Source organism: Clostridioides sp. ZZV15-6598, assembly GCF_020657705.1.
GTDB classification, from domain to species: domain Bacteria; phylum Bacillota; class Clostridia; order Peptostreptococcales; family Peptostreptococcaceae; genus Clostridioides; species Clostridioides difficile_F.
The window spans coordinates 1-20803 of the sequence record NZ_JAGWCS010000020.1 but is presented as its reverse complement, the minus strand read 5'-3'; the positions used below and the strand labels follow the sequence as shown (position 1 = coordinate 20803).

The window sequence follows — 20803 nt, the reverse complement described above, 5'->3', positions numbered from 1 at the left end:
ATTAAAAACACTCCTTATTACCATGATAATTTTTTCTTTGCCTCTCTTGCACTAATATTTTTAAGTCCTCAATTACATTAGCAAAAGGATCTGTGATTATAGAGGTTATATCATTTGTACTATATTTTCTTTCTCTTGCATAAGTACTGGTCTTTATTCTAAATCCTAAGTTATTTACAGTTTCAGTTACTTTTACAACATTTTCTAACTGCAAATATAATTTAAAGACAACCAACTCAACATGATCAGACTCATCAATTATACTTTCCTCTAAAATTTTTAGATATGAGTCTATCTTATTAATATTAGAATCATAATTTTTCTTAACCTTCTTTTTTAGTTTCAAGAGTTTTTCTTGCTTTTTCTTTATAAAATCTAAAGAACATTCTCTTCCATACATACCAGGAGCTTCTTTCATTACATTGTCATAATATTTTAGATTATCTGGTACATATGCAGCACTTGAAATTTCTTCTGTTATGTCACGTTTAATTTCAAACACTCCTTTCAAAATAATCAAATGAATTATTTATAAGACTTTTTCCTATCTTATTACTTCCCAATCCTCTGCAAATATATCTCCGGTACTAGGTACCCATATTGAATGCGAATTATTACTATTTTTTATCTGAAGATATGGTTCGCACTTAAATAAATCTCCTTCTTTAAGTCCCCATACTTCAGCTGTTTGTAGATTGCATGGAATGCCTTGCGGATAACCCTTTTGTCTAACTACAAACATCCCTTTTCCATTCCAGCCTAGTCTAAACGCTTTTTCTCCGCTTTTTATTAATGGTAATACTTCTTCAAATTTCATAATTCACTCTCCTTTTAATTTATTGTATTAAAAAAGGCCTGGAGCATAAATTCCAAGCCTTTTTTTATTAAATATATTTTTCTCACAATACAATCTTATCATGATTAAAAGACACAAATCGGACATAAATCGGTCACAAATCGGTTATTTTTGGACATAAAACGGTTTAAAATCGTCACAAATCGGACATTTTTATAGTAATCCTTTTATCTTATCTATAATATCAAATCTCATTTGTTTACACTTGCTTGCTGAAAAACCAATCATTTTACCAACATATTCCCAAGATGTCCTACTGTTTGAAAAATATTTATACTGCACTATTTTCTTTTCTTCTTCACTTAATATTTTCATTGCATTATCTATTTTTTCTATTGTCAATTCCTTATGTCTCTTCTCTTTTTCTTTTAAAGCAATTTTTTTGTCTTTTTCTTCAATCTCTATCTCAACTACACTTTTAATATCATATGTTTTGCCTGCTTTTTCTTTGATTTCAACTCCACTACATCCTCTGTAATCATTTTTTATCATCTGAATATCAATGTCTATTTTTTCTATCTCTGCTTTTATTTTTTTATAATTATATAACTTGCCTTCTGCGCCACTAAACAAATTGTCCTTTTTACTAGATTGCATTACCTCACACTCCTAATTATGTTATAATAATATTGATAATAGTTTTAGAATTTTGACAAGTAGGAGCGTGAGTAATGCTCCTTTTTTCTTTTTTTGAAATATATCTTATTCTCTAGGCACTAATCGCAACTTATAATCATCAGAACTATATAATTTATAACCTCTTCTTTTTAAATCTCCTTCTAAATGTCTTAAAGATTTACAACTACCAAGTGATTCATAACCATTTCTTATATTTACAAGAACATGCTCACCCAATGTTTCTCTTAAAGCAATAACCATATACAACTCGTTATTACCATTAACTGCAATAATATCTCCTAGTTGTAATTTTTCATTATTTTTTTCAATTACTTCTATCAGCATATTAGATTGCCTCCTTACCTTAATTAATATTTTTTAGAAATTCTCCCATTTTCATTTCATCAATGCTTTCATTAACTCCTTTTATAGTACTTAAGTTAACTAAAGGCATGCATAAATTCCATAGTTTATCTACATCTAAAAATTGTATTTTTGCATTAAATTCTTTTTCGTCAACACATTTTAATTTCTTATTCATATTAATTAATTCATTAATCATTGAATTTTTAATTAAATTAAGTATGTCATCTCCTATTTCTTTGAGATCCCATCCTCTTTCACTTAGTTTCTTATTATGTATCTCTATACCTTCTGTAATATAATCTTCTAATTCTAAGACTTGAAACATTGTTAAAATAGTTTGACAAACATCTAGTCCTTCTGCAATTATATCTTTAGTCATTCCTGTATCTATAGCCTCTTTAAACTCAGTTACTTCTTCATCAATTTTTGCCAACTGATCCTCTACCTTCCAATTAGGTATATTACTAATTAATTTTAAATCCATTTTTAATATCTCTCCTCTATTATTTATTGAAGTCCCAACTCTTTTTGAGTGTATTTATTCATAAATATCATTTCATCACAACTATTAAATATAAATAAGTCTCCATCTAATATAAATTGCAATGATGCAATATCTTCTATATCAGTTAAATCTATTTCTCCATTTAAGATATTTTCATTATCTATGTCATTTAATTCAAAGAATATATTTTCTGTTTCAAATCTATCAATTAACTCATTTGCATCTTTCATATTTTTAATAGCATGATACACTTTACATTTCATGTCTGATCTTCTCCTCTTACATCTTTATCTATCTTCAAGCCAATCACTTTTTAAATAATAAAATACATATATAATGATTGTAGTTATTAATATCCAGATAATCCAAAACACTACTTTAAAAAATCCTATATTAAAATCGTTATTTTCTAAAACATTCTGTATAGATTCACCCTTAAAAACTTTTATGTTTTTATCAGCTGGATTCGCTATAGTATTATTTTTTAAATTAGCATACATGGTACAATCAAATTCTTTCGGTATAACTTCATAATAGTACCTTCTCTTACTATTAATGTAAGCATAATTACCTTTTATTTTAAGATTAGTATTTTTAAATATATCTTTCTTTAATGGCAATCTCTCTTTAGATAAATTAGTAATTACTTTCACATCAAACTCTTTACCCAGGAAATTAAATTTATTACATTTTTTCTCTATTGAATCATGGTAATCCCAAGTCCAATATGTTTCAGTATGTTTATTTGAATGGCCTTTACTGTCTTTAGTGGTAACCACTCTAGTATGCATAGTGTATTTTTCTTCCGTTCTTTCTATAAACCAATAGTCCCCTTTTAATTCTTCTATAGATACAGAATCTACACTTTTAAATTTTCCACTTATTAAAGAATCTCCCACACTTGTTTTCATAGCATAATCAAAGAGATCTTTGTCATTATTTATTTTAGTTGTTTTGCAATATCTTTCATTATCTTCTAAGAATTTTGATTGTACTTTATCATCAATGAAAAATCCAAAACAAATCATCGCACAAACAATTATTATGCTTACTAAAAATTCTCTTTTAGTTATTTCAAAAGTTTTAAATTTCATGTATGCACCTCTTAATTGAATAGATTTTGAGGTGCATCCTCTTGGGCTTTATATTCAGTATATTTAGATTCTATTTTTTCATATCCCATGCTATTTAAAATTAAATTTGCTGGAAATTTTCTTATATATTTATTGTAATTACGAATCTGTATATTATAATTTTCTCTATGTTGTGCAATCATATTTTCAGTTATACTTAACTCACTCATTAATTGTTTATAATTTTCATTAGCTTTTAAATCTGGGTACTTCTCTGCTACTGCTTGTATATTTAATTTTGCTTCCTTGATAGATTTATCATTTGCACTTACTCTCATGTCAGTTACTTCTTTTAATGTTCTATTTTCATATTTAGCATAGTCTTTCACGCAGTCTACTAGGTTCTTAATTAAATCAATTCTCCTTTTTTCTTGCACCTCTACAGATGCAGTTGCTGATTGGACCTGCTCTTCTAAATCAATTGCTTTATTTTTAGTTACTAGAAACAAACAAGCAAACATAATTAATATTGAAATAACTACTCCTATCGTTATTATTAATATCTTTTTCATTACTCCACTACCTCACTTTCAAGCCATTTTTTGTAACCTTTGTCACAATTAAGGTCACAAGTTTCAACTTCATATATGCACCACTGACAAGATCCATTGTAAGCAATAAATTTAAACATCTCTTCTTTGTTCATATTTCTAATTTTTTCATAATTAGTTACTTTCTTATTCACATTGTCTTTAGATAATTCGTCACAACATTTACCACACATATCCTTTCCAATGTTTATTATGTTCCCTCTATTATCAATTCTGAATGCCTTTATATTTTGAATTTCTACCATTGTTTCATTACAAAAATCACATTTTATAACGCAACTCATCCTTAATACCCCCTTTTACTTTCTTTGCAGTTCATATCTTGATACATACAACCACAGTCTTTACACTGCCATACAATTCCTATATTTGTTTTAAGCTTAAATATACTTCCACCACATACTGGACATTCATTTTCCCTACCACCAATTATTTTTAATTTATCCAATTAATAACTCTCCTCACAATAGAATTTTTCATTTTCTTTGCACATTTTTTCAGCTACATCATCCCTAAACTTGCATCCTATACACCCATTGCAAGTTATAGCTTTTCTCTTTACTATAAATCGGTGCATTGGGCATTTCATATCACATTTTTTATGAAGTATCCCTTTTTCAACTTTATTCTTTTATTCATTTTTACCCCTCCTCAATTCATTAAATTTCTCTTAACATCTTAAGTGACCTACTTATTGTTATTTGATTAACTCCAATAAACTGAAATCATTATATTATTTTCCTAGTATATTAATTTCAGCTTTTAATTTTTTGAGTCTCCTGCATATTGCCACTTGGTTAGTCCCAAGTATTTTACCTATTTCTTCTTGACTATATCCTTTTTCTCTTAATTCCGTTATTTTCTTTATATCTTCTATTTTACTTCTTTTTATGCAAGATCTAATAACATGAACATTTTCTATATCTACATTGTCATTACCAGCCAATCTATCTTCTATCCTTATTTCTTCACCATGAGTATTTTTATAGATGCATTTTTCAAAACTATCTATATCTGTTCTGTAATGTTTTTTAACATATCTATTTATGAATTTAAATATTTGCCCTTTTATACATACAGCTGCAAAAGTGGTAAACTCAATGCCTTTTTTACTATCAAAATAATCAGCTGCTTTACATAATCCAATACAACCTTCTGAAAATGTATCATCTTGAAGATATGGATATTTTGAAATAAATACTCTGAAATATCTTCTTATAATAAACCATACAAAATTTATATTTTCTTCAACTAACTTATTTCTCTCCTCCAAACTTCTCATATAATCACCATCCACTTATTTTGCATTACATTTCCATTCATATACTCCATTATTTATTCTATTTACAATTTCATCTATACAATGATTACACAAATAAACTGTTACCTCTTTGCCTTTTCTTCTCCCACTGACTGGAGTAAGTAGCTTTGAATCCATTTCTCTATTACAGGCTTCACATTTTACTTTACTCATTTTTTTAACCTCACTATCCCTTTTTAAAATGGTATATCATCATCATCCAGAACTTGAAAACCAATTTCCTTATCTTTATTCTTTTCTTCTTCTTTTGGTTTGTGATCAAGTGCATTAACGGCTTTAGTTCTAACTTTTGTATAAGTTTTTTTCTCTCCATTTTCTTCGTATTTTTCTACTCTTATTCGTCCCTGGAGCGAAACCAATCTTCCTTTTGTAAGATAGTTAGCACAAAACTCTGCTGATCCACCCATAACCTCTACTGGTATAAAATCCACTTCTTTAGCGCCATCTTTTTTTACATAGTCTCTATCAATGGCCAACGAAAAAGTAGCCACTGGAGTACCATAACCTGGAATATATCTTAACTCTGGATCTCTTGTTAATCTTCCAACTAAAACTACATTATTCATATAGCAATGTCTCCTTTCTTATATGTTTCGTTTTCTCTTCTCTCCATCTGCTTTACAACCTCAATTGCATCAACAAAAGCATCTCCTTTTTCAATTTTTTCATCAGTAGACATGATTACATTAGCAATTTTGTCTGTAAATTCTGCCTTCTCCAAAATACTCATATGACAAATCATTTTCATCTAAATACCCTCCTTATTTTATCAAGAGGGCTTATTAATAAACCCTCTTGAATTTTCAACTAAGCAATTATATTTACATTTTTAAAATCTTTTAATTCTTCTTGTAGGTATGCTTTAATATTTAACATTGCTTGATTCTTCCATGCTCCACCATCTGCTTCATATAATCCTGCTGCTGGTCCAGTACTCATTCTGAAAATAAATTCACTTTCTGGTTGCTCCACTTCCTGGAAAGTACGATAAGGAATCAATTTTACTCTGTTTGGAACTATTGCTTCTGATACACTTGCGACACCTGTTTTTATTGTTACAGATTGAGAAACGCCATCATCTCCCACATTTTTTACTGTAGATTCTTGGATATTCCCTGCAATTTTTAAAAGTGTATCTCTATCATTATTTTTTATAAATGCTGATTGCAACATTATATTAAAAGTGTCTAAATCTAAAGGTCTGTCAAATCTTTTATCTGGTAGTAGTGCTACACATTCAATATAAGTCTCTCTATCTCTATTTTTTCTCAATGCAGATCTTAAAAGCACTTTTCTTGGAGTTAAGACTTGTATTAATAGCAACTCATCTTCTTTATGATCTATGCCACTTTTTATATAATCTACTAAACCACTCAATGTAGTTATTTCTAAATCATTAGCCCTTGGTTCTTCTATTATTTCTAATCTATCTGTTGTATAGTTAAATCCATCTACACATACTGTTTCTCTTTTTCCTAACTTAACTAAATATTCCATCGCATTTTTTATCATTTTTTTATTCTCCTTTTTATTTAAATTTATATTTTACTTACTTTCTTAATCTACTTTGAACTTGCATTTCTAAAATCAATTACACCAGAACTATTTTCTTCTATTTCATCAGTTTCATTACTATCTGAAACATCTATAGATAACTGGCCAGCTAGCTGGTTCTTAAATTCAGATGCTTCAACTCTTCCTGTCTCTAAATCTTTTCCTATTATAACTTTAGTTGTTGTCGCTTTTGCTTCTACTATAGTTGCTTTGGATTTTATATCTACTTCAGCAAGATCTCTATCTTCATTTGCTTTAAACACTATCTCTAAACTAATTTTTCTTGTTTTTTTAAAATCTGTGTTTGGGTCTGCAATATTATCTAAAACTTTTTGTAACTCTGTATTAAACTTTTCTTTTAGAACTCCACCTGCAAATTTTTCTAATGCTATCATGTAAAATCACTCCTTTATTTATTGAAATAATATTTTTCTACGAGGAAATTAATTAATAAACTTTGGCTATAATTTAATAACACTTTTAAAACTTTTTATAAATTTATATAGCCTTTTTATCCTTACACTACTTTTAAGTTTTTTTGCTAGCATATCTAAACCTGTGCTGATTGTGTCAGGAAATTAATTTATATAAACCTTGCAAATGCTATATTTCCAAACTTTTTTTAGTATTGAAATTCAATACTTTTTCAAAATCCGATTTTCAATATTGAAAAATGATTTTTTTCAATATTGAATTTCTATATTCTTCAATATTGAATTTTGTTCAAATTTATTACTTTATGAAATTTCCTATTTTTTCTCCTTAATTTCTTTTTAAAATACATCTTCTGGAATTTCTGCTCGCACATATTGTTTATTTGCATCATATTTGTAATCTCTGTTTAACTCCTCACTAGTCGTGTAAAGTCTTTTTCTTCTTTCTGAAAAATTCATTTTGAAACTTATATTCTGTTTTCCTGTTATTCTATTTTTTAAAATTAATAAATAAGTGTCGTCTGTCTCTTCTTCTTCATCAATAACTCTGTAAGTTGATAAAATATAATCTGCATAATTAACAATCTCACTTGCTCCAGATACATCATACATAGTTGGCTTCATGTCACCCATATTTTTTCTAGGATGTGCAACTAAAACTATTACTAAGTTATATTTTTTAGCGAGATTTTTTAAGTTGCTTACTATCTGCTCTTGTCTCTCATATTTATCTGCCTTATTGCCAGTTTTTATTGTCATTAGATTGTCAAGTACAAAGAGCCTAACCCCTTTTTTTAAATATAAATGCTCTATGGTATTTAGTAGATTTACTTCATCACTTATTGCATCTTCATCATAGAGAAAAAATTTATCTTTTATCCAGTCTGATATAAGCTCAACGGCGTAATCTGGAATATCTGTGTATGTTCCTCCATAGACACTTTTACATTCTTTTATGTGGTAATCATTAGCTACAGTTTTTCTAAACCATTCCATGGCCATGAAAGAGGGTAATTCTCCAGAATACAAAAATGCTTTTTCTTTATTTGCAATTGCTTCTGCTATAAACTGATTAACTATAGTTGATTTACCAGATGCAGGTTTACCAGTTAAAATTGTAAGAGTTCCATATCTAAAGCCATCTAGCATATTGTTTAGTTTATTAAAACCTGTGCTTATGGACTTGTGTACGCCTTTTTCACGCTTTATTTTTGACGCATCAATGTAATTATCATTTAAGCCACTACTCGTGGTCACAAGTGCTTTTAAATCGTTTATATCTACAATCAATTCGTCTATACTTGTATCTGAATTTGAATTATTAATTAATTCATTTGCTAATTCTGAAATTTGTCTTTTTAACAACTTTTCTTTTATGATTTTTATATAGTGGTCTATGTTTGAAGTAGTTATGACTATAGTTGTTAAACTGGTAATGTAACTAACTCCTCCAACATCTATTAATCTATCTATTTTTTCTAGTTCATTTTTCAAAAGCAAAAGATCTAAAGGTTTATTTGAGTCAATTATTTTCTTCATGCAAGATAAAATAATTTTATGTGATTCAAAATAAAAATCATTTTCTTTTAGTTCTCTTATTTTGTATGCTATTGAGTCATTTATAAGAAAACTTCCTAAAATGCTTTGCTCTGCTTCTAAAGAATAATTCACCTAATCATTCCTTTCTGTTCTGATATAATATATTTGTAGGGTGCATCCTATAAATATATTGATTGGTGGTGTTAATTTGTCAATTCCGCATGATTTAAAACAAATAGAAAAACAGTTAAAAATCTTAAATGGTTCAATTCCAGACTCTTACTATACTTACCATGAGGCAACCAAACAAACTAAGCAAACTCTAAATTCATTTAATCAGACTAATCTAAAACCTATTTTAAGTGCAGTTAATTATGGCATTAATATTTCAGAAATTCTTTATACATATCAAAATATCTTACATGATTTTAGAAACAATGCATCATATGATAGTACTCTAAGGTCTAGTATTAAAACAATGTCTGATATATATGATAAATTCATAAAAGCTGCTCAAAGTTATAACTTAGATGATTTTAATTTTGACACTGATAATTTTATTGAATCAACAGAAGAACTATATGACTCAATTCAAGATAATGACTCTAAAAACAAAGATACAGAAACTTTAAAAGAATTTTTAAAAAATGCTAGAAATTATGTTTTAGAGAACAAGAAAGATATTTTAGATTATGTTGTACTTGTTATCAAAGTATTTCTTGCTTGCGTTACTCTTTTTAATTCTTTTATACCAGAAGAAAGTTCTAGCAAGTGCCAACATGCTATGATTCAATCTTTAATAAAAATTAATTGCGATATTGATATAAATTTTTTAAGTTCTGAAGATATTAAAATTCCAAATAAAATCTCTCTAGATATTGATAACAAAATAGACATCAATAATAAATAAAATATATAAAAATGTTATTTATTTGAATTTATCTCTAATTTATTCATAGTGCCTTTTATTGCTTGAAGATCTTCATATATATTTACTTTTGCATAGTTAATATTTTCCATGTCTTTCTCTATTGCCTGGAGATCTTCAAGCATAGTCTTCTTTATTCCTTCTATTTCTTCAATTCTACTTTTAACTCCATGAATAAAGTAAATGTCACCAAAGAGGGTCATTATCATTAAAATAAGCATAATATCAGATAATTTTCTTCTTACTCTTTTAGCTTTTTCACGCATGCGAACTTCACCTCCAAGTCTTAAAATGTTACAATTAATGGTAGCAACTTCTCTACATCATGCAAAGCACCACATGCACGACTTATAGTTAAATCGTCCTCACTGACCAAAGTATCGACTATATTAACTATGAGTTGTGTATATTGTTCTGGAGTTTCAAAGAGAATAACTCTTTTTTTAAAATTGCTTGCAACTATTTCTTTATAACCCTCCCTTAATCTAGTTTTATAATCTTTTTTAGATTGATTTATAATTTTATTTCTCATTTTCTCACAAATTTCAGCTATGCCAGACTCATCTAGACCAATTACCATTTCTGCTATAACTGGATCAGCTCTTAATCCTTCAATCAGTCTTTGTAAATCTTGTTCTGTAAGTTCATGCGCTTTACTCTCCATTTAAAATACCTCCTAATCTTTTATTAGATTTTAGTTTCATCTGCTTTGTAATTCCCAATTTTAAAAATCTCTACATTTGTCATTTTACTTAATTTAATAAAAGTATCTACATGAGTGAAATTTCCTTCACATTCTTTTATATAATCACAAACCTGGCAAGATCTAAGGGCCTCTCTATTTCCTTTAAATGCTACTTGCATTACCTCATTTTCCAAATGTCTTGCAATACAGTGCAAGTCTTTTTCAGTAAGTTCTAACTTTTCATCTTTCATAATTAATTCCCTCCTACCTATTTAATTTTTAAAGTTCTTTGAAGCCAGCAAGTGGATTCTTAGCCTTTGCAACTTCTGGTATTATACCTTTACTAATATCTCCATTACCCCAAGTCACTAAAGCCCTATAATGGCTTTTATACCTACTCCCCTTACCATTTACGATATAGTTTTCTAAACTAACAATTTTATCGTGTATATATTTCTTCCCAAACTTGCTTATAAGTTTGTCATATTCATCTTTAGTTAGTTTTACTTTTTCTATATCTAAGTCCAGAAATGTTAGATCTAAATAATCAGTTTTAGGTTCATTTTGTGGAGTGGTATTACTTTTTATATAAGTCTTTTTATTATAAGTCTTTTTACTGGGCACCTCATGCCTAACATGTAAGGCACCTGGTGCCATAGGGTTAGGCACCTCATGCCTAACGTTAGGCACTTCATTCCATACCTTTGCTTTTGAAGATATTAAGAAATATAAGTTACTATTTTTCTCTTTTTTACCTTCATGGTTACGATTTTCTCTTATTATTAGTCCTTTGTTCTCTAATTCATTTAAAATATTAGATACTTGCCTTATGCTGCAACCTGCTTTTTCTGATATTGTTTTATAGCTTGGAAAACAAGAACTTTCTTCATTGCTATATCTAGCTAAGACAATGTAAATCATTTTTTCATAGATGTTTAAATCTTCTCTATCAATCAAATCATTTTCCAGCCAAAACCACTCTTTTTTTCTTGCATCTTTCAAGAGGTCCATCTCATCACCTCCCCTCTAAAATTATTTCTTATGATAGTAATTCAAGTTTATAATCTCCAAAATTTAAATCTTCCTTTGTCATAACTCTATGCGCTATGTCCTTTATTTCTTTGTCATAATATATAAATTCAATTTCATCTCTACTAATAGAGATAACTATGCAATCTGTTTTAAAATCAAATTTTTTATCAATAAATCTCAAAGCTTTTCCTTCTTTTAAAATTATTGTTGCTTTATTATTATTCATTATATTGCTACCCCTTTCCTGGAGTTAGATTTTCTATTCTTTTTTATCTTTTTAGATTCAAAAATAATCCCTTCCATAAAGCCTATATATCTAGAAAATTCTTGCTCATCAGTTTTTTCAAATTCTTCTGCTAATTCTAATAAGTATTCTTTTGAATATTTTTTATTATTCATATTGTCACCTCTTTTCTTTTTCCACTTTTTAACTTATTAACTTAATTATATTCCACTTCTCAACCTTTTGCAAGTGATTTCATTGTTTTTATGTTTAGAAATAACATTTCACGTTAAAAACGTTGAAAAGTAGAATTTATTATTATATAATGTTCTTAAAGGTGGTGATTAAAATCGAAATAAAAGATAGAATCAGAGAATTGAGAAAAATGCAGCAAATGACTCAAACACAATTCGGTAATAAAATATTTGTTTCTAGGAGCTTGATTTCATCTTATGAGAAAGGCATTAAACCAATCCCAAACCGAACAATTGAAACTATTTGCAATGTCTTTAATGTAAATAAGCAGTGGCTTCTGTCTGGAGATGGTGATATTTATATTGATGAACTAGAAAGCTATGTAGCATCAGAAAAATCTAAAAAATTTGTTAAGTTATTCTTAGAACTTGATGAAGAAGATCAAGACTTTATAATTGATGCGACAAAGAGAATTCTAAAAAAAGAATAATTTATTAAAAGGGCGACTTGCAAAGTTGCTCTTTTAATAGTATTAAAAACTCCCAGAGCAAAATTGCTCCTACTTTTTATCAAGCACTATATTTATTCAAAATATTCTGATTTATTTTTCCACAACTACCCTACTTTTTCTAAAAAATAATATACTACTCCCTTCCAAAAATTTTAAGTTTTTAAAAAACATTCACATGCATTGTTTTTTGACTTTTTTCAATATTGAAAAGTGAAGAAATTGATTATTTTAAAAATGCTTTTACATATGTAGTTTTTCTTGATTATTAATTTCAAACTATGTATTGAAAAACTAATTTTCAGTGCTCTTTTAAGAATTGGATATATCGTTTTCCTAATTCAATGATAGCACAAAATACTCCAAAAAAAATATTCGTACGACAAATATTTAGACTCTTTTTTACAATATTTTCTATTTAAATTTGAATTATTTCTTATATCTTGCTTATTTCCAAATTTTTACATTGAAAATAACAATTTTTAATATTATATTTAAATTCTAAATGGATACATTAATGAAAAGACAAAGAAAGAAGAAAAATCTCACACAAAGTCGATTAGGTGAACTGGTTGGCATTAGTCAAGGTCATATTTCCAAAATGGAACGAGATGTATTTACTCATAGTCCAACTCTGACACAAATAATTTTAATTTCTGATGTGCTTGAGATTGATCAACTGGTTTTAGCAGAATTTTTTTTTGAAAAAGAAAGAAAATATCTAAGAAAAAATAGAGGTTATAGTAAAAAAGCAGTAAAAACTATTAAAAGAGATTTTATGAAAAATAAATATTAAAAAGTTAACTATTCTTTTTTATAAAATCTCTTTTAATCATTTTTTTAAATATAACAAACCCCCCTTAGTTTCCATTTTAAGGGGGGTTTGTTTCTTTCTGTGTAAAAATATCAATAATTCATTTAAAAAATGTTTCAGATGGCATGTATCTTTTTAAAACTATATATACAAAGTATTTTTTATTGCATGATGATGAGGAAATATCTGAAAATAAACTAAAAAGTTTATTGAAGATTGGGAAGAAGATAAATAGAGAGCCAATATAATTTTATTTGGTTCTCTATTTTTATATCTGACTTTCTATTTGCATTTTTAATCAAATTTGTATCTTTTTAGGTAAATAACATCAAGTTTGTAATTAAAACATGTCAGACAAGCCTTTAAATGCCTTAAAACTACACTTAATCAACTTTATTTTTATCAATTTCTTTTTTACACTCATCAAAATTACAAATCCGATAAATCTTTTTTATTTTTGGAACTCAACCCTATGTTTTTTTATAAAATCATTAATTGCAGGTTTAAAATTGGTTTCTGTAATGATTGATATTTCTAAATTGCAGAGACGAAAGGTCATCATTTTAAGGGGTTTAGTATTTATTTCTGCATAAATTATTAAGAAATCATCTTAAAATCGTTTCAGATGACTTATATCTTTTTTAAAACCTATTTTAATATGCAAGTATCAAATAATTTGTATGTATTCCAAACAATTAAAATGATTCAGCATTTTTAAATTTATTTATATGAACTTTTATTTTTTTAAATGCGACACTTTGATAAGAATAGATTAGTATATCTTTACTAGTCTTTAATAGTATTTAATAAATAGTATTTAATAGTATTTAATAGTATTTAGCGATAGTGAGTACATTGAAAATACTATTACGTAAAGTTTTAAATGCGACACTTTGATAATTAAATGCGACACTTTGATAATTAAAGTACGACACTTTGATAATTAAAGTACGACACTTTGATAATTAAATGCGACACTTTGATAATTAAAGTACGACACTTTGATAATTAAATGCGACAAAAAATAAAATTGACGTTTGCGAGTGGTTTTGATATTATATTATTTAATAAATAAACTAAACTTTTGATTAGTTTGTAAATACTATTTAGGAGAAAAATAATGAATCAAGTAAAAGACCAGAAAGACAATATCTTGATGAAATCTAATAAGTTTATTATGGCAAGGTATGATTTACAAACGATAGAGAATAGACTTTTTGTAAGATTGTTATATGAGTTTCAGAAAAATAAAAATTTAGAGATAACAATAACTATTGAAGAAGTTAGAGAACTTATGAAAAATCCCAATTATACAACCCCACAAGCAATAAGCAAGATATTTACTAAGTTAAGAACAGGAACAATATATATTAAAGATGATGATAGTTGGGGAGAATGTAGTTTTATATATCACTGGATTTACAATGAAAAAGATAAAACATATACTGTTAAAACTTCCGCTGAGTTACTTGACTTAATAGAAAATTATATTCAAGTTGGATATACTCCAATAAATTTACAAATATTTTTTAGTTTACGAAATTCATATGCGCAAAGATTTTATGATTTATTAAGGTTATGGACAAGGACAAAAAATAAGATTACATATACTTTAGATGTTTTAAAAGAATTATTATTATTAGAAGATAAGTATTCTAAATATAATGATTTAAAAAGACGTGTTATTGTTCCCGCTATACAGGAACTTAATTCTACAGAATATTTTGATATAGATTTCAAGGAAATTAAGAAAAGCAGAAAAGTAGTAGCTATTGAGTTTTCTGTTAAAGATTTAGATAAAAGAAAATATTTTGATAAAAATGTTGTGGAAACTGTAATTTATGAAGAACAAGAAGAAAGTAAAGAAACTGGAACTACAATAGAATTTTATATACCAGATGAAACTGCATTTACTAAAGGAACAATAAGACTTTTTAAGATTGATTTTAAAGAATTTGATTTTAAAAAAGATATTTATATACAGGCTTTTGATAAAGCTTTAGCTATAGCACTTGAAAGAGATAATACTGATATTATAAATACAAAGAATTATGATTTTTTCAAATCAACACTTTCAAATAAAATAAGTGAAGTTATAATTCATCAAAAAGATGAAATAAAGTTTAAAGAAGAATTGGATAAATATTGGGATGATGAAGATGTTAAAAAAGAAGAAAGAGAAGTTGATTATAGCAAAGATCCTGTTAGGCTTGAAATTGTTAGGAGAAATTTATTTGATCAAGGTCTAGTAAATGAAGAAGGATATTACTATAAATAAGAATTGGAGAAAATAAAAAAAAGTAAGCAGCAATTAGGAAATATTTGTTGGAAATGAAGATATAAAAAATAAGGTATTCTTTTGAAACAACGCTAGAAGGAATTGAGTTAGAACCATATATAATGAGTGTAGCATATAAGACGCTAAAAGAAAGTACAGTTGGAACATTGATTTCAGTAAAAGGCAAGTCACAAAGTATATGTTTAACTATTGATAGTATTTTTTTAAATAAAATTCTGAAAGATCCTTTGATGTCTAAAGCAAGTATTAAAGATTTGGATGGTCAAGTCAATGATATTCTTAAAATAATTAATATTAATTGTGAGTGGGACAAGCTTTCTGATTATTGTAGTGCAAATTCTTAACTGATATTGCAAAATATGGTATAATTAAATCTAGCAAGAAGAGCGTAATATACAATCTATAGAGTGGAGTTCATGTACAAAAGATTATCCTCCCAACGATTCGAGGGGAGGTGAGTTACATGGATAACTTTTTGTTTAATGTTTTAGCTAGTTTAACAGCTAGTGTGGTAGTTTACTTAATCAGTAAACTATTCAAAAAAGCAAAAAGCCACTCTCGTGCAAAGAGTGACTTACGAGTTGAATTTAAATTTATATTTAAATCCAAAAAATAAACTACGTTTATGAAGAACTCCACTCTACTGCAAAATAGATTGTAGTTCTTCTTGCTTTTATTATATCACAAAATCTTCAAAATGATACGATTTTATATCATTTTGTTGGAAAAGGAGTAATGTAAATGGATTATAATTATGAACTAAGTCAAAAATTAAAAGAAATTTATAAGCATGAATTAGGGGAATGTTACAATAATGCTTATGAATTATTGCTATATGGTGAAGTAGAATACTATTCCATAGGTTATGTACATGCTCTAAAAACAAAAGTGGCTTTTAGGCATGCTTGGGGAGTATTAAACAATCAAATAATAGATACTACTGTAGGAAACATTGATATGTCAGACTATAATTTTTATAGTGCATTTAATATATATAAAAATGATTTAGAGTACATTAGAAAAAATTATAAACCTTACCTAGAAGGTTATAAAGATAAAGAGGAGCAGCAACTTTTAGAAATGCTAATTAAAAATAAAAAAGTAACTGAAGTAGTATGAAAAAGAAGGTTAAGTATTTGCTTAACCTTCTTTTTCATACTATAACAATATGTTTAGAAATTAAAGAAACGTATTTGAGATAAGTTAAACATAATTAGTTTTATAAAAAAGTATAAAATTTTATAAAATTACATAAAAAAATATAAAACTTTGTAAAAAATATCTTATAAAACTATTGAATTACTATGTAAAATTTGGTAAAATATATGTAAATATTAATAAATTTTATAATATTTTACAAAAAAGGAAGTGGTTGAATGAGTAGGATAGTTCTAACATTTAAAAACAATGATAAAGAAAAAGCAATTGAAAAGTTTTTAGATGAGAAATTATCAGCTACAGCTTACTTAAAAGAGCTTGTTTGGGAAAAAATGCAAGAAAAAAAGGATAATGCTGTAGTTGAACAGAAAAAAGAAGTAGAGGATCCAGCAAATAATTTTGATTTTGGAAGTTTAGAATAATAAGGGGGAAATAATACAAATGAAATTAGGTATAGATACTGGAAATTATGCAGTTAAAACAAGTTCAGATGATATTTTTGAAAGTAAAGTTACGGAGGTAAAAAACTTTGGTTCAGATTCGGATAGCATTAAAATAGGTAACAAAACATATTATATAGGCGAAGGTGATGAGGAAATAAATATAGTTAAATATGAGAAAGAAAACTTCTTGCCACTTTTACTTGGTGCTATATGCAGAAATACAGATGATGAAATTGTTGATCTAGGATTAGGTCTACCAGTAAAACAATTTGCTGGATTAAGAAAAAATCTTATTGAAAAATTACAAGGAAAAGAATATCATGTTGAGTTTACAAGAGGAAATGAGACTACTAAAAGAGATATAACAATAAGATCTGTTCAAGTTTTTCCAGAAGGCATCACAGGCTATTTATATTATGCAAAAGATATAGTTGACCAAATTGCAGGAAGAGATGTTGTACTAATTGACATCGGCGGGAAGACAACAGATATTGCACTTGTGCAAGGAAATAAAGCAACTGATCCTTACTCTATAAATATAGGAACGATAAATATATATGATGCAATAAAAAAATCCCTTGAAATGGATGAAAAGTTTCTGGGTAAAGTTGAGATAAAAAGAGAAAAAATACAAGACTATATTGACAAAGGATTTTACTTAAATGGTGAGAAACAAGATATAAAGAAAAATATAGATGCATCTATTTCATTGTTTAAGCAAATTTATAACGAGTTAAAATTAAATTATCCAATCAGTACAGCTGCAGTTGTCGTTATGGGTGGAGGTGCTAAATTGCTAGGCGAGGCATTTAAGAAGAATATACCTGGCATAATAGTCATGAGTGATGTAGATAAACATGTTTTTGCAAATGCAAAAGGATACAAAAAAATGATGAAATAAAAAAGGGTTTAGTTTATAGTATGTATAATAGATTACAAATATATGATATTTGTAATCTATTATTTTTTGAGGAGGTTTTATATGACTTGGAGTGATTTAAAAGAAAAAGATATTAATGAAGTTGTTGATTGTATTAATAATAAATTAAATGAATTTGAAAGTCTTAAAAAAGTTGGAGATGAGTTAGGAGCAAATGAAAGTACTATAAGAAAGTGGCTTAATAAAAAAGGATATAAAAGAGTTGGAAACAGGTTTATAGAAGATAATAAAATTGATGATGACAAATATCATATAAATAGCATTAATAGTAAAGTTGATGATGATATTAAATATTTATCTAGTGAAATTGATAATATAAAGAATGTGCTGGAATGGTTTAAAACTAAAGATGATAAATGTCATATAGATGGCATTAAAGAAAATGATATATCTATAGATCTTCCAGACCGATCCATAAAAAGAACTACAATTAGGGTAAACAATACAGTGTGGGAAATGTTTAATAAATTTGCAGATGAGAATAAACATTATGATAAACATGATTTGCTGAGTCAACTTTTACTTGAAAGTTTATTGAAATATAAGAATAGATAAAAAGAGTCATTAATATCTTGCAAGATGTAATAAAAGAGCAGTACATTTGGTTAAATTTACTGCTCTTTTATTGAAGCATACATTCTTCGTATTTTTGAAATTAATTATTTGCTCTATCACAAAATGGGCATTGCTCTATATAATAGCCTCCTGTGACTCCAGGTCTAGATTTTATATCAATTCCTGCGAGTCTCAATTGATGAGCATATTCTTTCACTTGTCGCTCTGATATATTTAATTTATTAGATATTTCACTTGCTTTTAATATAGTATTTTCTTTTAAAAGCATTATAATTTTAAAAGAATTTTCTATTTTACCCATAAAAACACTCCTATTCAATTTTTATTTGATTTAATTATAGCAGTCAACAATGAACTATATCTGCCAGGAGTTAAAAATAATATATTAAACGCATATTTTTACTTAGCAACAATGTTATCTCTGTATGCTCTTTCAATTCTATTTTTGCCTTGAATAAAATAATTATTATCTAATTCTATTCCAACGAATCTTCTATTTGTATTGGCACAAGCTACTCCTGCACTGCCAGAACCAAAGCAATTATCCAGAATAAGTTCATTCTCATTTGTATAAGTTTTTATAAGATATTCTAAAAGATCCGTTGGCTTTTGAGTTGGATGAATGCAATTTGTTTCTTTATTAAAATGCAAAGTATTATTAGGATAATTTGTATATTCTTGCACATATTCTTTTGCTAAAGTATGTTGTCTATATATACCATCCTTAGTTTCCTTTTTCTTTTTACATGTAATAGGTTTATCTAATTTTTTCAATCCTTGTGGTACATATAAAGGAACCGTTTTATAGAATACATTAATATCTTCTACTTTTCGAAGTGGCTGGTATTTAGAAAATGCAAATCCTGTGCATGTATTTTTAATCCAGTACCAACTGTATTTATAGTTTTTGATATTTGAGTTTATTAAACTTGTAGTAAATGGCTGCGCTGAAAATAAGACTATAGCACCTCCATCTTTTATAATTCTATTATATTGTTTCCAGAGTGGTTCGAAAGGAATCACTGTATCCCATTTGCAATTAGTAGTGCCATATGGAAGATCGCAAAGAATTAAATCTATTGATTTATCTTCTATTAGATCCATTGCTTCCAAACAATTTCCGTTGTATAATTTATATTTTTCTATGTTAAGCATGTTGCAAATCCTCCTAAGTTGAATAAAATTTTATATTGATTAGATGTTGCAACAATTTATTATTTGATAAAATCTAGTATCTTATTAAGTGTATCAAATCTATCATTGCCCTTTATCATAGTATATTTTTCTTTGGTTATAGAACTTATCTTGCTACATGCTCCACCGCCTACAATATATAAATTTTCTGTTTGACCTGGTACATAATCTTTTATATCACATATTAATATTTTTTCGTCATTATATCCCCAACCAAGCACAGTTGCGAGTACTTTATCAACCTCTCCATCATAAACTATTGTATGTTTATACATCTGCTTAACTCCCTCATTATTTATACTTTTATTCAATACACCCTCAACAATTAACTTAGCCATACCTTCATATCCAAGTTTCTTAGCCTTCTCATAATCTTCTTTATTATCGCAGAAGAAACTTTCTATTAGTACTGCTGTAGGTTTGGAACTGTTTAAAATATATAATCCTCTATCTAATTTAGCACCTCTATTTTTAAATACTGTTCCTAGTTTCTTGCAAATTCTAGTTGCATATTCTAAACCCTTATTACTATAATATAGAACCTCTGAGCCTTTTCCTTGACCATCACTTGCATTTAAATGTAGTTCTATGAGTAAGTCATATCCTCCACTATTAACTCTAGGTATTTTATAAGACTTTTCTTCATTCTTAGTTTTAAACTGCTTTTCTGGGCATATTATTATATCTACCTTATGTCCTTCTTTTCTGAATATATCTGCTAATACTGGTGCAAGAGATTTATTATATTGATACTCGTTAACTACTCCATCAGCAGAAGTACATGCTCCACTTTTTAAAATACTATGACCTACTGTAATACATATTTTCATTATTTATTTTCCTCCTTTAACTGCTTGTAAGTTTGATTTATACCTATTGATATACCCCAACAAATTACACCTTGTAAGACTGCATTAGGATTTAATCCTAG

The 20803-nt window shown here is 27.4% G+C and carries 37 protein-coding genes; 10 read left to right on the top strand and 27 right to left on the bottom strand.

What is annotated here, in order from left to right:
• Window position 1: 1 nt before the first annotated feature.
• The 18 genes from KGF50_RS06060 to KGF50_RS05975 all read right to left on the bottom strand — a co-directional run bounded on the left by KGF50_RS06060 (window position 2) and on the right by KGF50_RS05975 (window position 9009).
• Window positions 2-520 carry a hypothetical protein gene (locus KGF50_RS06060; protein ID WP_227847251.1) on the bottom strand — a complete coding sequence of 173 codons (519 nt, stop codon included), beginning with the start codon at window positions 518-520 and terminating at the stop codon, window positions 2-4.
• A 24-nt stretch (window positions 521-544) separates the two neighbouring features.
• On the bottom strand, window positions 545-817 hold the full coding sequence (locus KGF50_RS06055) for a DUF2829 domain-containing protein (RefSeq protein WP_103929288.1): 273 nt from the start codon (window positions 815-817) through the stop codon (window positions 545-547).
• Between the two features lie 192 nt (window positions 818-1009).
• Entirely contained in the window at window positions 1010-1453 is a 444-nt protein-coding gene (locus KGF50_RS06050) for an RNA polymerase subunit sigma (RefSeq protein ID WP_227847250.1), read from the bottom strand.
• Window positions 1454-1558: 105 nt separating this feature from the next.
• Window positions 1559-1819: a hypothetical protein gene (locus KGF50_RS06045; RefSeq protein WP_227847249.1), complete on the bottom strand. Its 261-nt coding sequence runs from the start codon at window positions 1817-1819 to the stop codon at window positions 1559-1561.
• Between the two features lie 19 nt (window positions 1820-1838).
• Window positions 1839-2324, bottom strand: coding sequence for a hypothetical protein (locus tag KGF50_RS06040; RefSeq protein ID WP_227847248.1), 486 nt, complete (start codon window positions 2322-2324; stop codon window positions 1839-1841).
• A 23-nt stretch (window positions 2325-2347) separates the two neighbouring features.
• On the bottom strand, window positions 2348-2608 hold the full coding sequence (locus KGF50_RS06035; protein WP_103929292.1) for a hypothetical protein: 261 nt from the start codon (window positions 2606-2608) through the stop codon (window positions 2348-2350).
• Between the two features lie 24 nt (window positions 2609-2632).
• The gene (locus KGF50_RS06030; protein ID WP_227847247.1) at window positions 2633-3439 is read right to left on the bottom strand and encodes a hypothetical protein; all 807 of its coding nucleotides are present in this window, start codon (window positions 3437-3439) and stop codon (window positions 2633-2635) included.
• Window positions 3440-3450: 11 nt separating this feature from the next.
• Window positions 3451-3990 (bottom strand): LemA family protein, encoded by a 540-nt coding sequence (locus KGF50_RS06025; protein WP_074141654.1) that lies wholly within the window; start codon window positions 3988-3990, stop codon window positions 3451-3453.
• The gene (locus tag KGF50_RS06020; protein ID WP_074141655.1) at window positions 3990-4313 is read right to left on the bottom strand and encodes a hypothetical protein; all 324 of its coding nucleotides are present in this window, start codon (window positions 4311-4313) and stop codon (window positions 3990-3992) included. Before KGF50_RS06020 ends, KGF50_RS06025 begins: the two co-directional genes overlap by 1 nt.
• Window positions 4314-4315: 2 nt before the next feature.
• Window positions 4316-4477, bottom strand: coding sequence for a hypothetical protein (locus tag KGF50_RS06015; protein ID WP_227847246.1), 162 nt, complete (start codon window positions 4475-4477; stop codon window positions 4316-4318).
• The gene (locus KGF50_RS06010) at window positions 4478-4618 is read right to left on the bottom strand and encodes a hypothetical protein (RefSeq protein ID WP_227847245.1); all 141 of its coding nucleotides are present in this window, start codon (window positions 4616-4618) and stop codon (window positions 4478-4480) included.
• A 144-nt stretch (window positions 4619-4762) separates the two neighbouring features.
• Window positions 4763-5311: a sigma-70 family RNA polymerase sigma factor gene (locus tag KGF50_RS06005; protein ID WP_227847244.1), complete on the bottom strand. Its 549-nt coding sequence runs from the start codon at window positions 5309-5311 to the stop codon at window positions 4763-4765.
• 15 nt (window positions 5312-5326) lie between these two features.
• Complete coding sequence (locus KGF50_RS06000) at window positions 5327-5503, bottom strand: hypothetical protein (protein ID WP_227847243.1); 177 nt, start codon at window positions 5501-5503, stop codon at window positions 5327-5329.
• A 23-nt stretch (window positions 5504-5526) separates the two neighbouring features.
• A complete protein-coding gene (locus tag KGF50_RS05995) occupies window positions 5527-5916 on the bottom strand; it encodes a single-stranded DNA-binding protein (RefSeq protein WP_227847242.1) in 390 nt (129 codons plus the stop codon).
• Window positions 5913-6098 (bottom strand): hypothetical protein, encoded by a 186-nt coding sequence (locus KGF50_RS05990; protein ID WP_227847241.1) that lies wholly within the window; start codon window positions 6096-6098, stop codon window positions 5913-5915. The genes KGF50_RS05995 and KGF50_RS05990 overlap by 4 nt, the downstream gene beginning before the upstream one ends.
• 59 nt (window positions 6099-6157) lie before the next feature.
• Complete coding sequence (locus tag KGF50_RS05985; RefSeq protein ID WP_227847240.1) at window positions 6158-6862, bottom strand: hypothetical protein; 705 nt, start codon at window positions 6860-6862, stop codon at window positions 6158-6160.
• 50 nt (window positions 6863-6912) lie between these two features.
• Window positions 6913-7299, bottom strand: a complete 387-nt coding sequence (locus KGF50_RS05980; protein ID WP_003425630.1) for a hypothetical protein — start codon at window positions 7297-7299, stop codon at window positions 6913-6915.
• Window positions 7300-7677: 378 nt separating this feature from the next.
• Entirely contained in the window at window positions 7678-9009 is a 1332-nt protein-coding gene (locus tag KGF50_RS05975; RefSeq protein ID WP_227847239.1) for a DnaB-like helicase N-terminal domain-containing protein, read from the bottom strand.
• A gap of 76 nt (window positions 9010-9085) precedes the next feature.
• Between KGF50_RS05975 and KGF50_RS05970 the strand changes: the two genes are divergently transcribed.
• Window positions 9086-9787, top strand: a complete 702-nt coding sequence (locus KGF50_RS05970) for a hypothetical protein (protein WP_227847238.1) — start codon at window positions 9086-9088, stop codon at window positions 9785-9787.
• 14 nt (window positions 9788-9801) lie between these two features.
• Here KGF50_RS05970 and KGF50_RS05965 read toward each other — a convergent pair whose 3' ends face one another.
• The 6 genes from KGF50_RS05965 to KGF50_RS05940 are packed head-to-tail and all read right to left on the bottom strand — an operon-like array spanning window position 9802 to window position 11921.
• Window positions 9802-10071 carry a hypothetical protein gene (locus tag KGF50_RS05965; protein WP_227847237.1) on the bottom strand — a complete coding sequence of 90 codons (270 nt, stop codon included), beginning with the start codon at window positions 10069-10071 and terminating at the stop codon, window positions 9802-9804.
• A gap of 20 nt (window positions 10072-10091) precedes the next feature.
• Window positions 10092-10469 carry a hypothetical protein gene (locus KGF50_RS05960; protein WP_074184026.1) on the bottom strand — a complete coding sequence of 126 codons (378 nt, stop codon included), beginning with the start codon at window positions 10467-10469 and terminating at the stop codon, window positions 10092-10094.
• Between the two features lie 23 nt (window positions 10470-10492).
• Window positions 10493-10741, bottom strand: coding sequence for a hypothetical protein (locus KGF50_RS05955; protein WP_070537951.1), 249 nt, complete (start codon window positions 10739-10741; stop codon window positions 10493-10495).
• A gap of 28 nt (window positions 10742-10769) precedes the next feature.
• On the bottom strand, window positions 10770-11501 hold the full coding sequence (locus KGF50_RS05950; RefSeq protein WP_227847236.1) for a helix-turn-helix domain-containing protein: 732 nt from the start codon (window positions 11499-11501) through the stop codon (window positions 10770-10772).
• 28 nt (window positions 11502-11529) lie between these two features.
• The gene (locus KGF50_RS05945) at window positions 11530-11748 is read right to left on the bottom strand and encodes a hypothetical protein (RefSeq protein ID WP_227847235.1); all 219 of its coding nucleotides are present in this window, start codon (window positions 11746-11748) and stop codon (window positions 11530-11532) included.
• Window positions 11748-11921: a hypothetical protein gene (locus KGF50_RS05940; protein WP_227847234.1), complete on the bottom strand. Its 174-nt coding sequence runs from the start codon at window positions 11919-11921 to the stop codon at window positions 11748-11750. Before KGF50_RS05940 ends, KGF50_RS05945 begins: the two co-directional genes overlap by 1 nt.
• Before the next feature lie 149 nt (window positions 11922-12070).
• On the opposite strand from KGF50_RS05940, the gene KGF50_RS05935 reads away from it, so the two are divergent.
• The 9 genes from KGF50_RS05935 (at window position 12071) to KGF50_RS05895 (ending at window position 18657) form a co-directional block, all read left to right on the top strand.
• Window positions 12071-12430: a helix-turn-helix domain-containing protein gene (locus KGF50_RS05935; protein WP_227847233.1), complete on the top strand. Its 360-nt coding sequence runs from the start codon at window positions 12071-12073 to the stop codon at window positions 12428-12430.
• A gap of 523 nt (window positions 12431-12953) precedes the next feature.
• A complete protein-coding gene (locus KGF50_RS05930) occupies window positions 12954-13244 on the top strand; it encodes a helix-turn-helix domain-containing protein (RefSeq protein ID WP_074141666.1) in 291 nt (96 codons plus the stop codon).
• Between the two features lie 1138 nt (window positions 13245-14382).
• Window positions 14383-15540, top strand: coding sequence for a replication initiation protein (locus tag KGF50_RS05925; protein ID WP_227847232.1), 1158 nt, complete (start codon window positions 14383-14385; stop codon window positions 15538-15540).
• A gap of 122 nt (window positions 15541-15662) precedes the next feature.
• Window positions 15663-15905 carry a hypothetical protein gene (locus KGF50_RS05920; protein ID WP_227847231.1) on the top strand — a complete coding sequence of 81 codons (243 nt, stop codon included), beginning with the start codon at window positions 15663-15665 and terminating at the stop codon, window positions 15903-15905.
• Between the two features lie 119 nt (window positions 15906-16024).
• Complete coding sequence (locus tag KGF50_RS05915) at window positions 16025-16177, top strand: type I toxin-antitoxin system toxin (RefSeq protein ID WP_103929307.1); 153 nt, start codon at window positions 16025-16027, stop codon at window positions 16175-16177.
• A 125-nt stretch (window positions 16178-16302) separates the two neighbouring features.
• Window positions 16303-16680: a hypothetical protein gene (locus KGF50_RS05910; protein WP_227847230.1), complete on the top strand. Its 378-nt coding sequence runs from the start codon at window positions 16303-16305 to the stop codon at window positions 16678-16680.
• Window positions 16681-16937: 257 nt separating this feature from the next.
• Complete coding sequence (locus tag KGF50_RS05905) at window positions 16938-17141, top strand: hypothetical protein (protein WP_227847229.1); 204 nt, start codon at window positions 16938-16940, stop codon at window positions 17139-17141.
• 19 nt (window positions 17142-17160) lie between these two features.
• Window positions 17161-18063 (top strand): ParM/StbA family protein, encoded by a 903-nt coding sequence (locus tag KGF50_RS05900; RefSeq protein WP_074141670.1) that lies wholly within the window; start codon window positions 17161-17163, stop codon window positions 18061-18063.
• Between the two features lie 81 nt (window positions 18064-18144).
• A complete protein-coding gene (locus KGF50_RS05895) occupies window positions 18145-18657 on the top strand; it encodes a hypothetical protein (protein WP_227847228.1) in 513 nt (170 codons plus the stop codon).
• Between the two features lie 100 nt (window positions 18658-18757).
• Here KGF50_RS05895 and KGF50_RS05890 read toward each other — a convergent pair whose 3' ends face one another.
• From KGF50_RS05890 to KGF50_RS05880, 3 genes are all read right to left on the bottom strand, one after another.
• Window positions 18758-18979, bottom strand: coding sequence for an HTH domain-containing protein (locus KGF50_RS05890; RefSeq protein ID WP_227847227.1), 222 nt, complete (start codon window positions 18977-18979; stop codon window positions 18758-18760).
• A gap of 98 nt (window positions 18980-19077) precedes the next feature.
• Complete coding sequence (locus KGF50_RS05885; RefSeq protein ID WP_227847226.1) at window positions 19078-19833, bottom strand: site-specific DNA-methyltransferase; 756 nt, start codon at window positions 19831-19833, stop codon at window positions 19078-19080.
• A gap of 59 nt (window positions 19834-19892) precedes the next feature.
• The gene (locus KGF50_RS05880; protein ID WP_227847225.1) at window positions 19893-20702 is read right to left on the bottom strand and encodes an N-acetylmuramoyl-L-alanine amidase; all 810 of its coding nucleotides are present in this window, start codon (window positions 20700-20702) and stop codon (window positions 19893-19895) included.
• Between the last annotated feature and the right edge of the window lie 101 nt (window positions 20703-20803).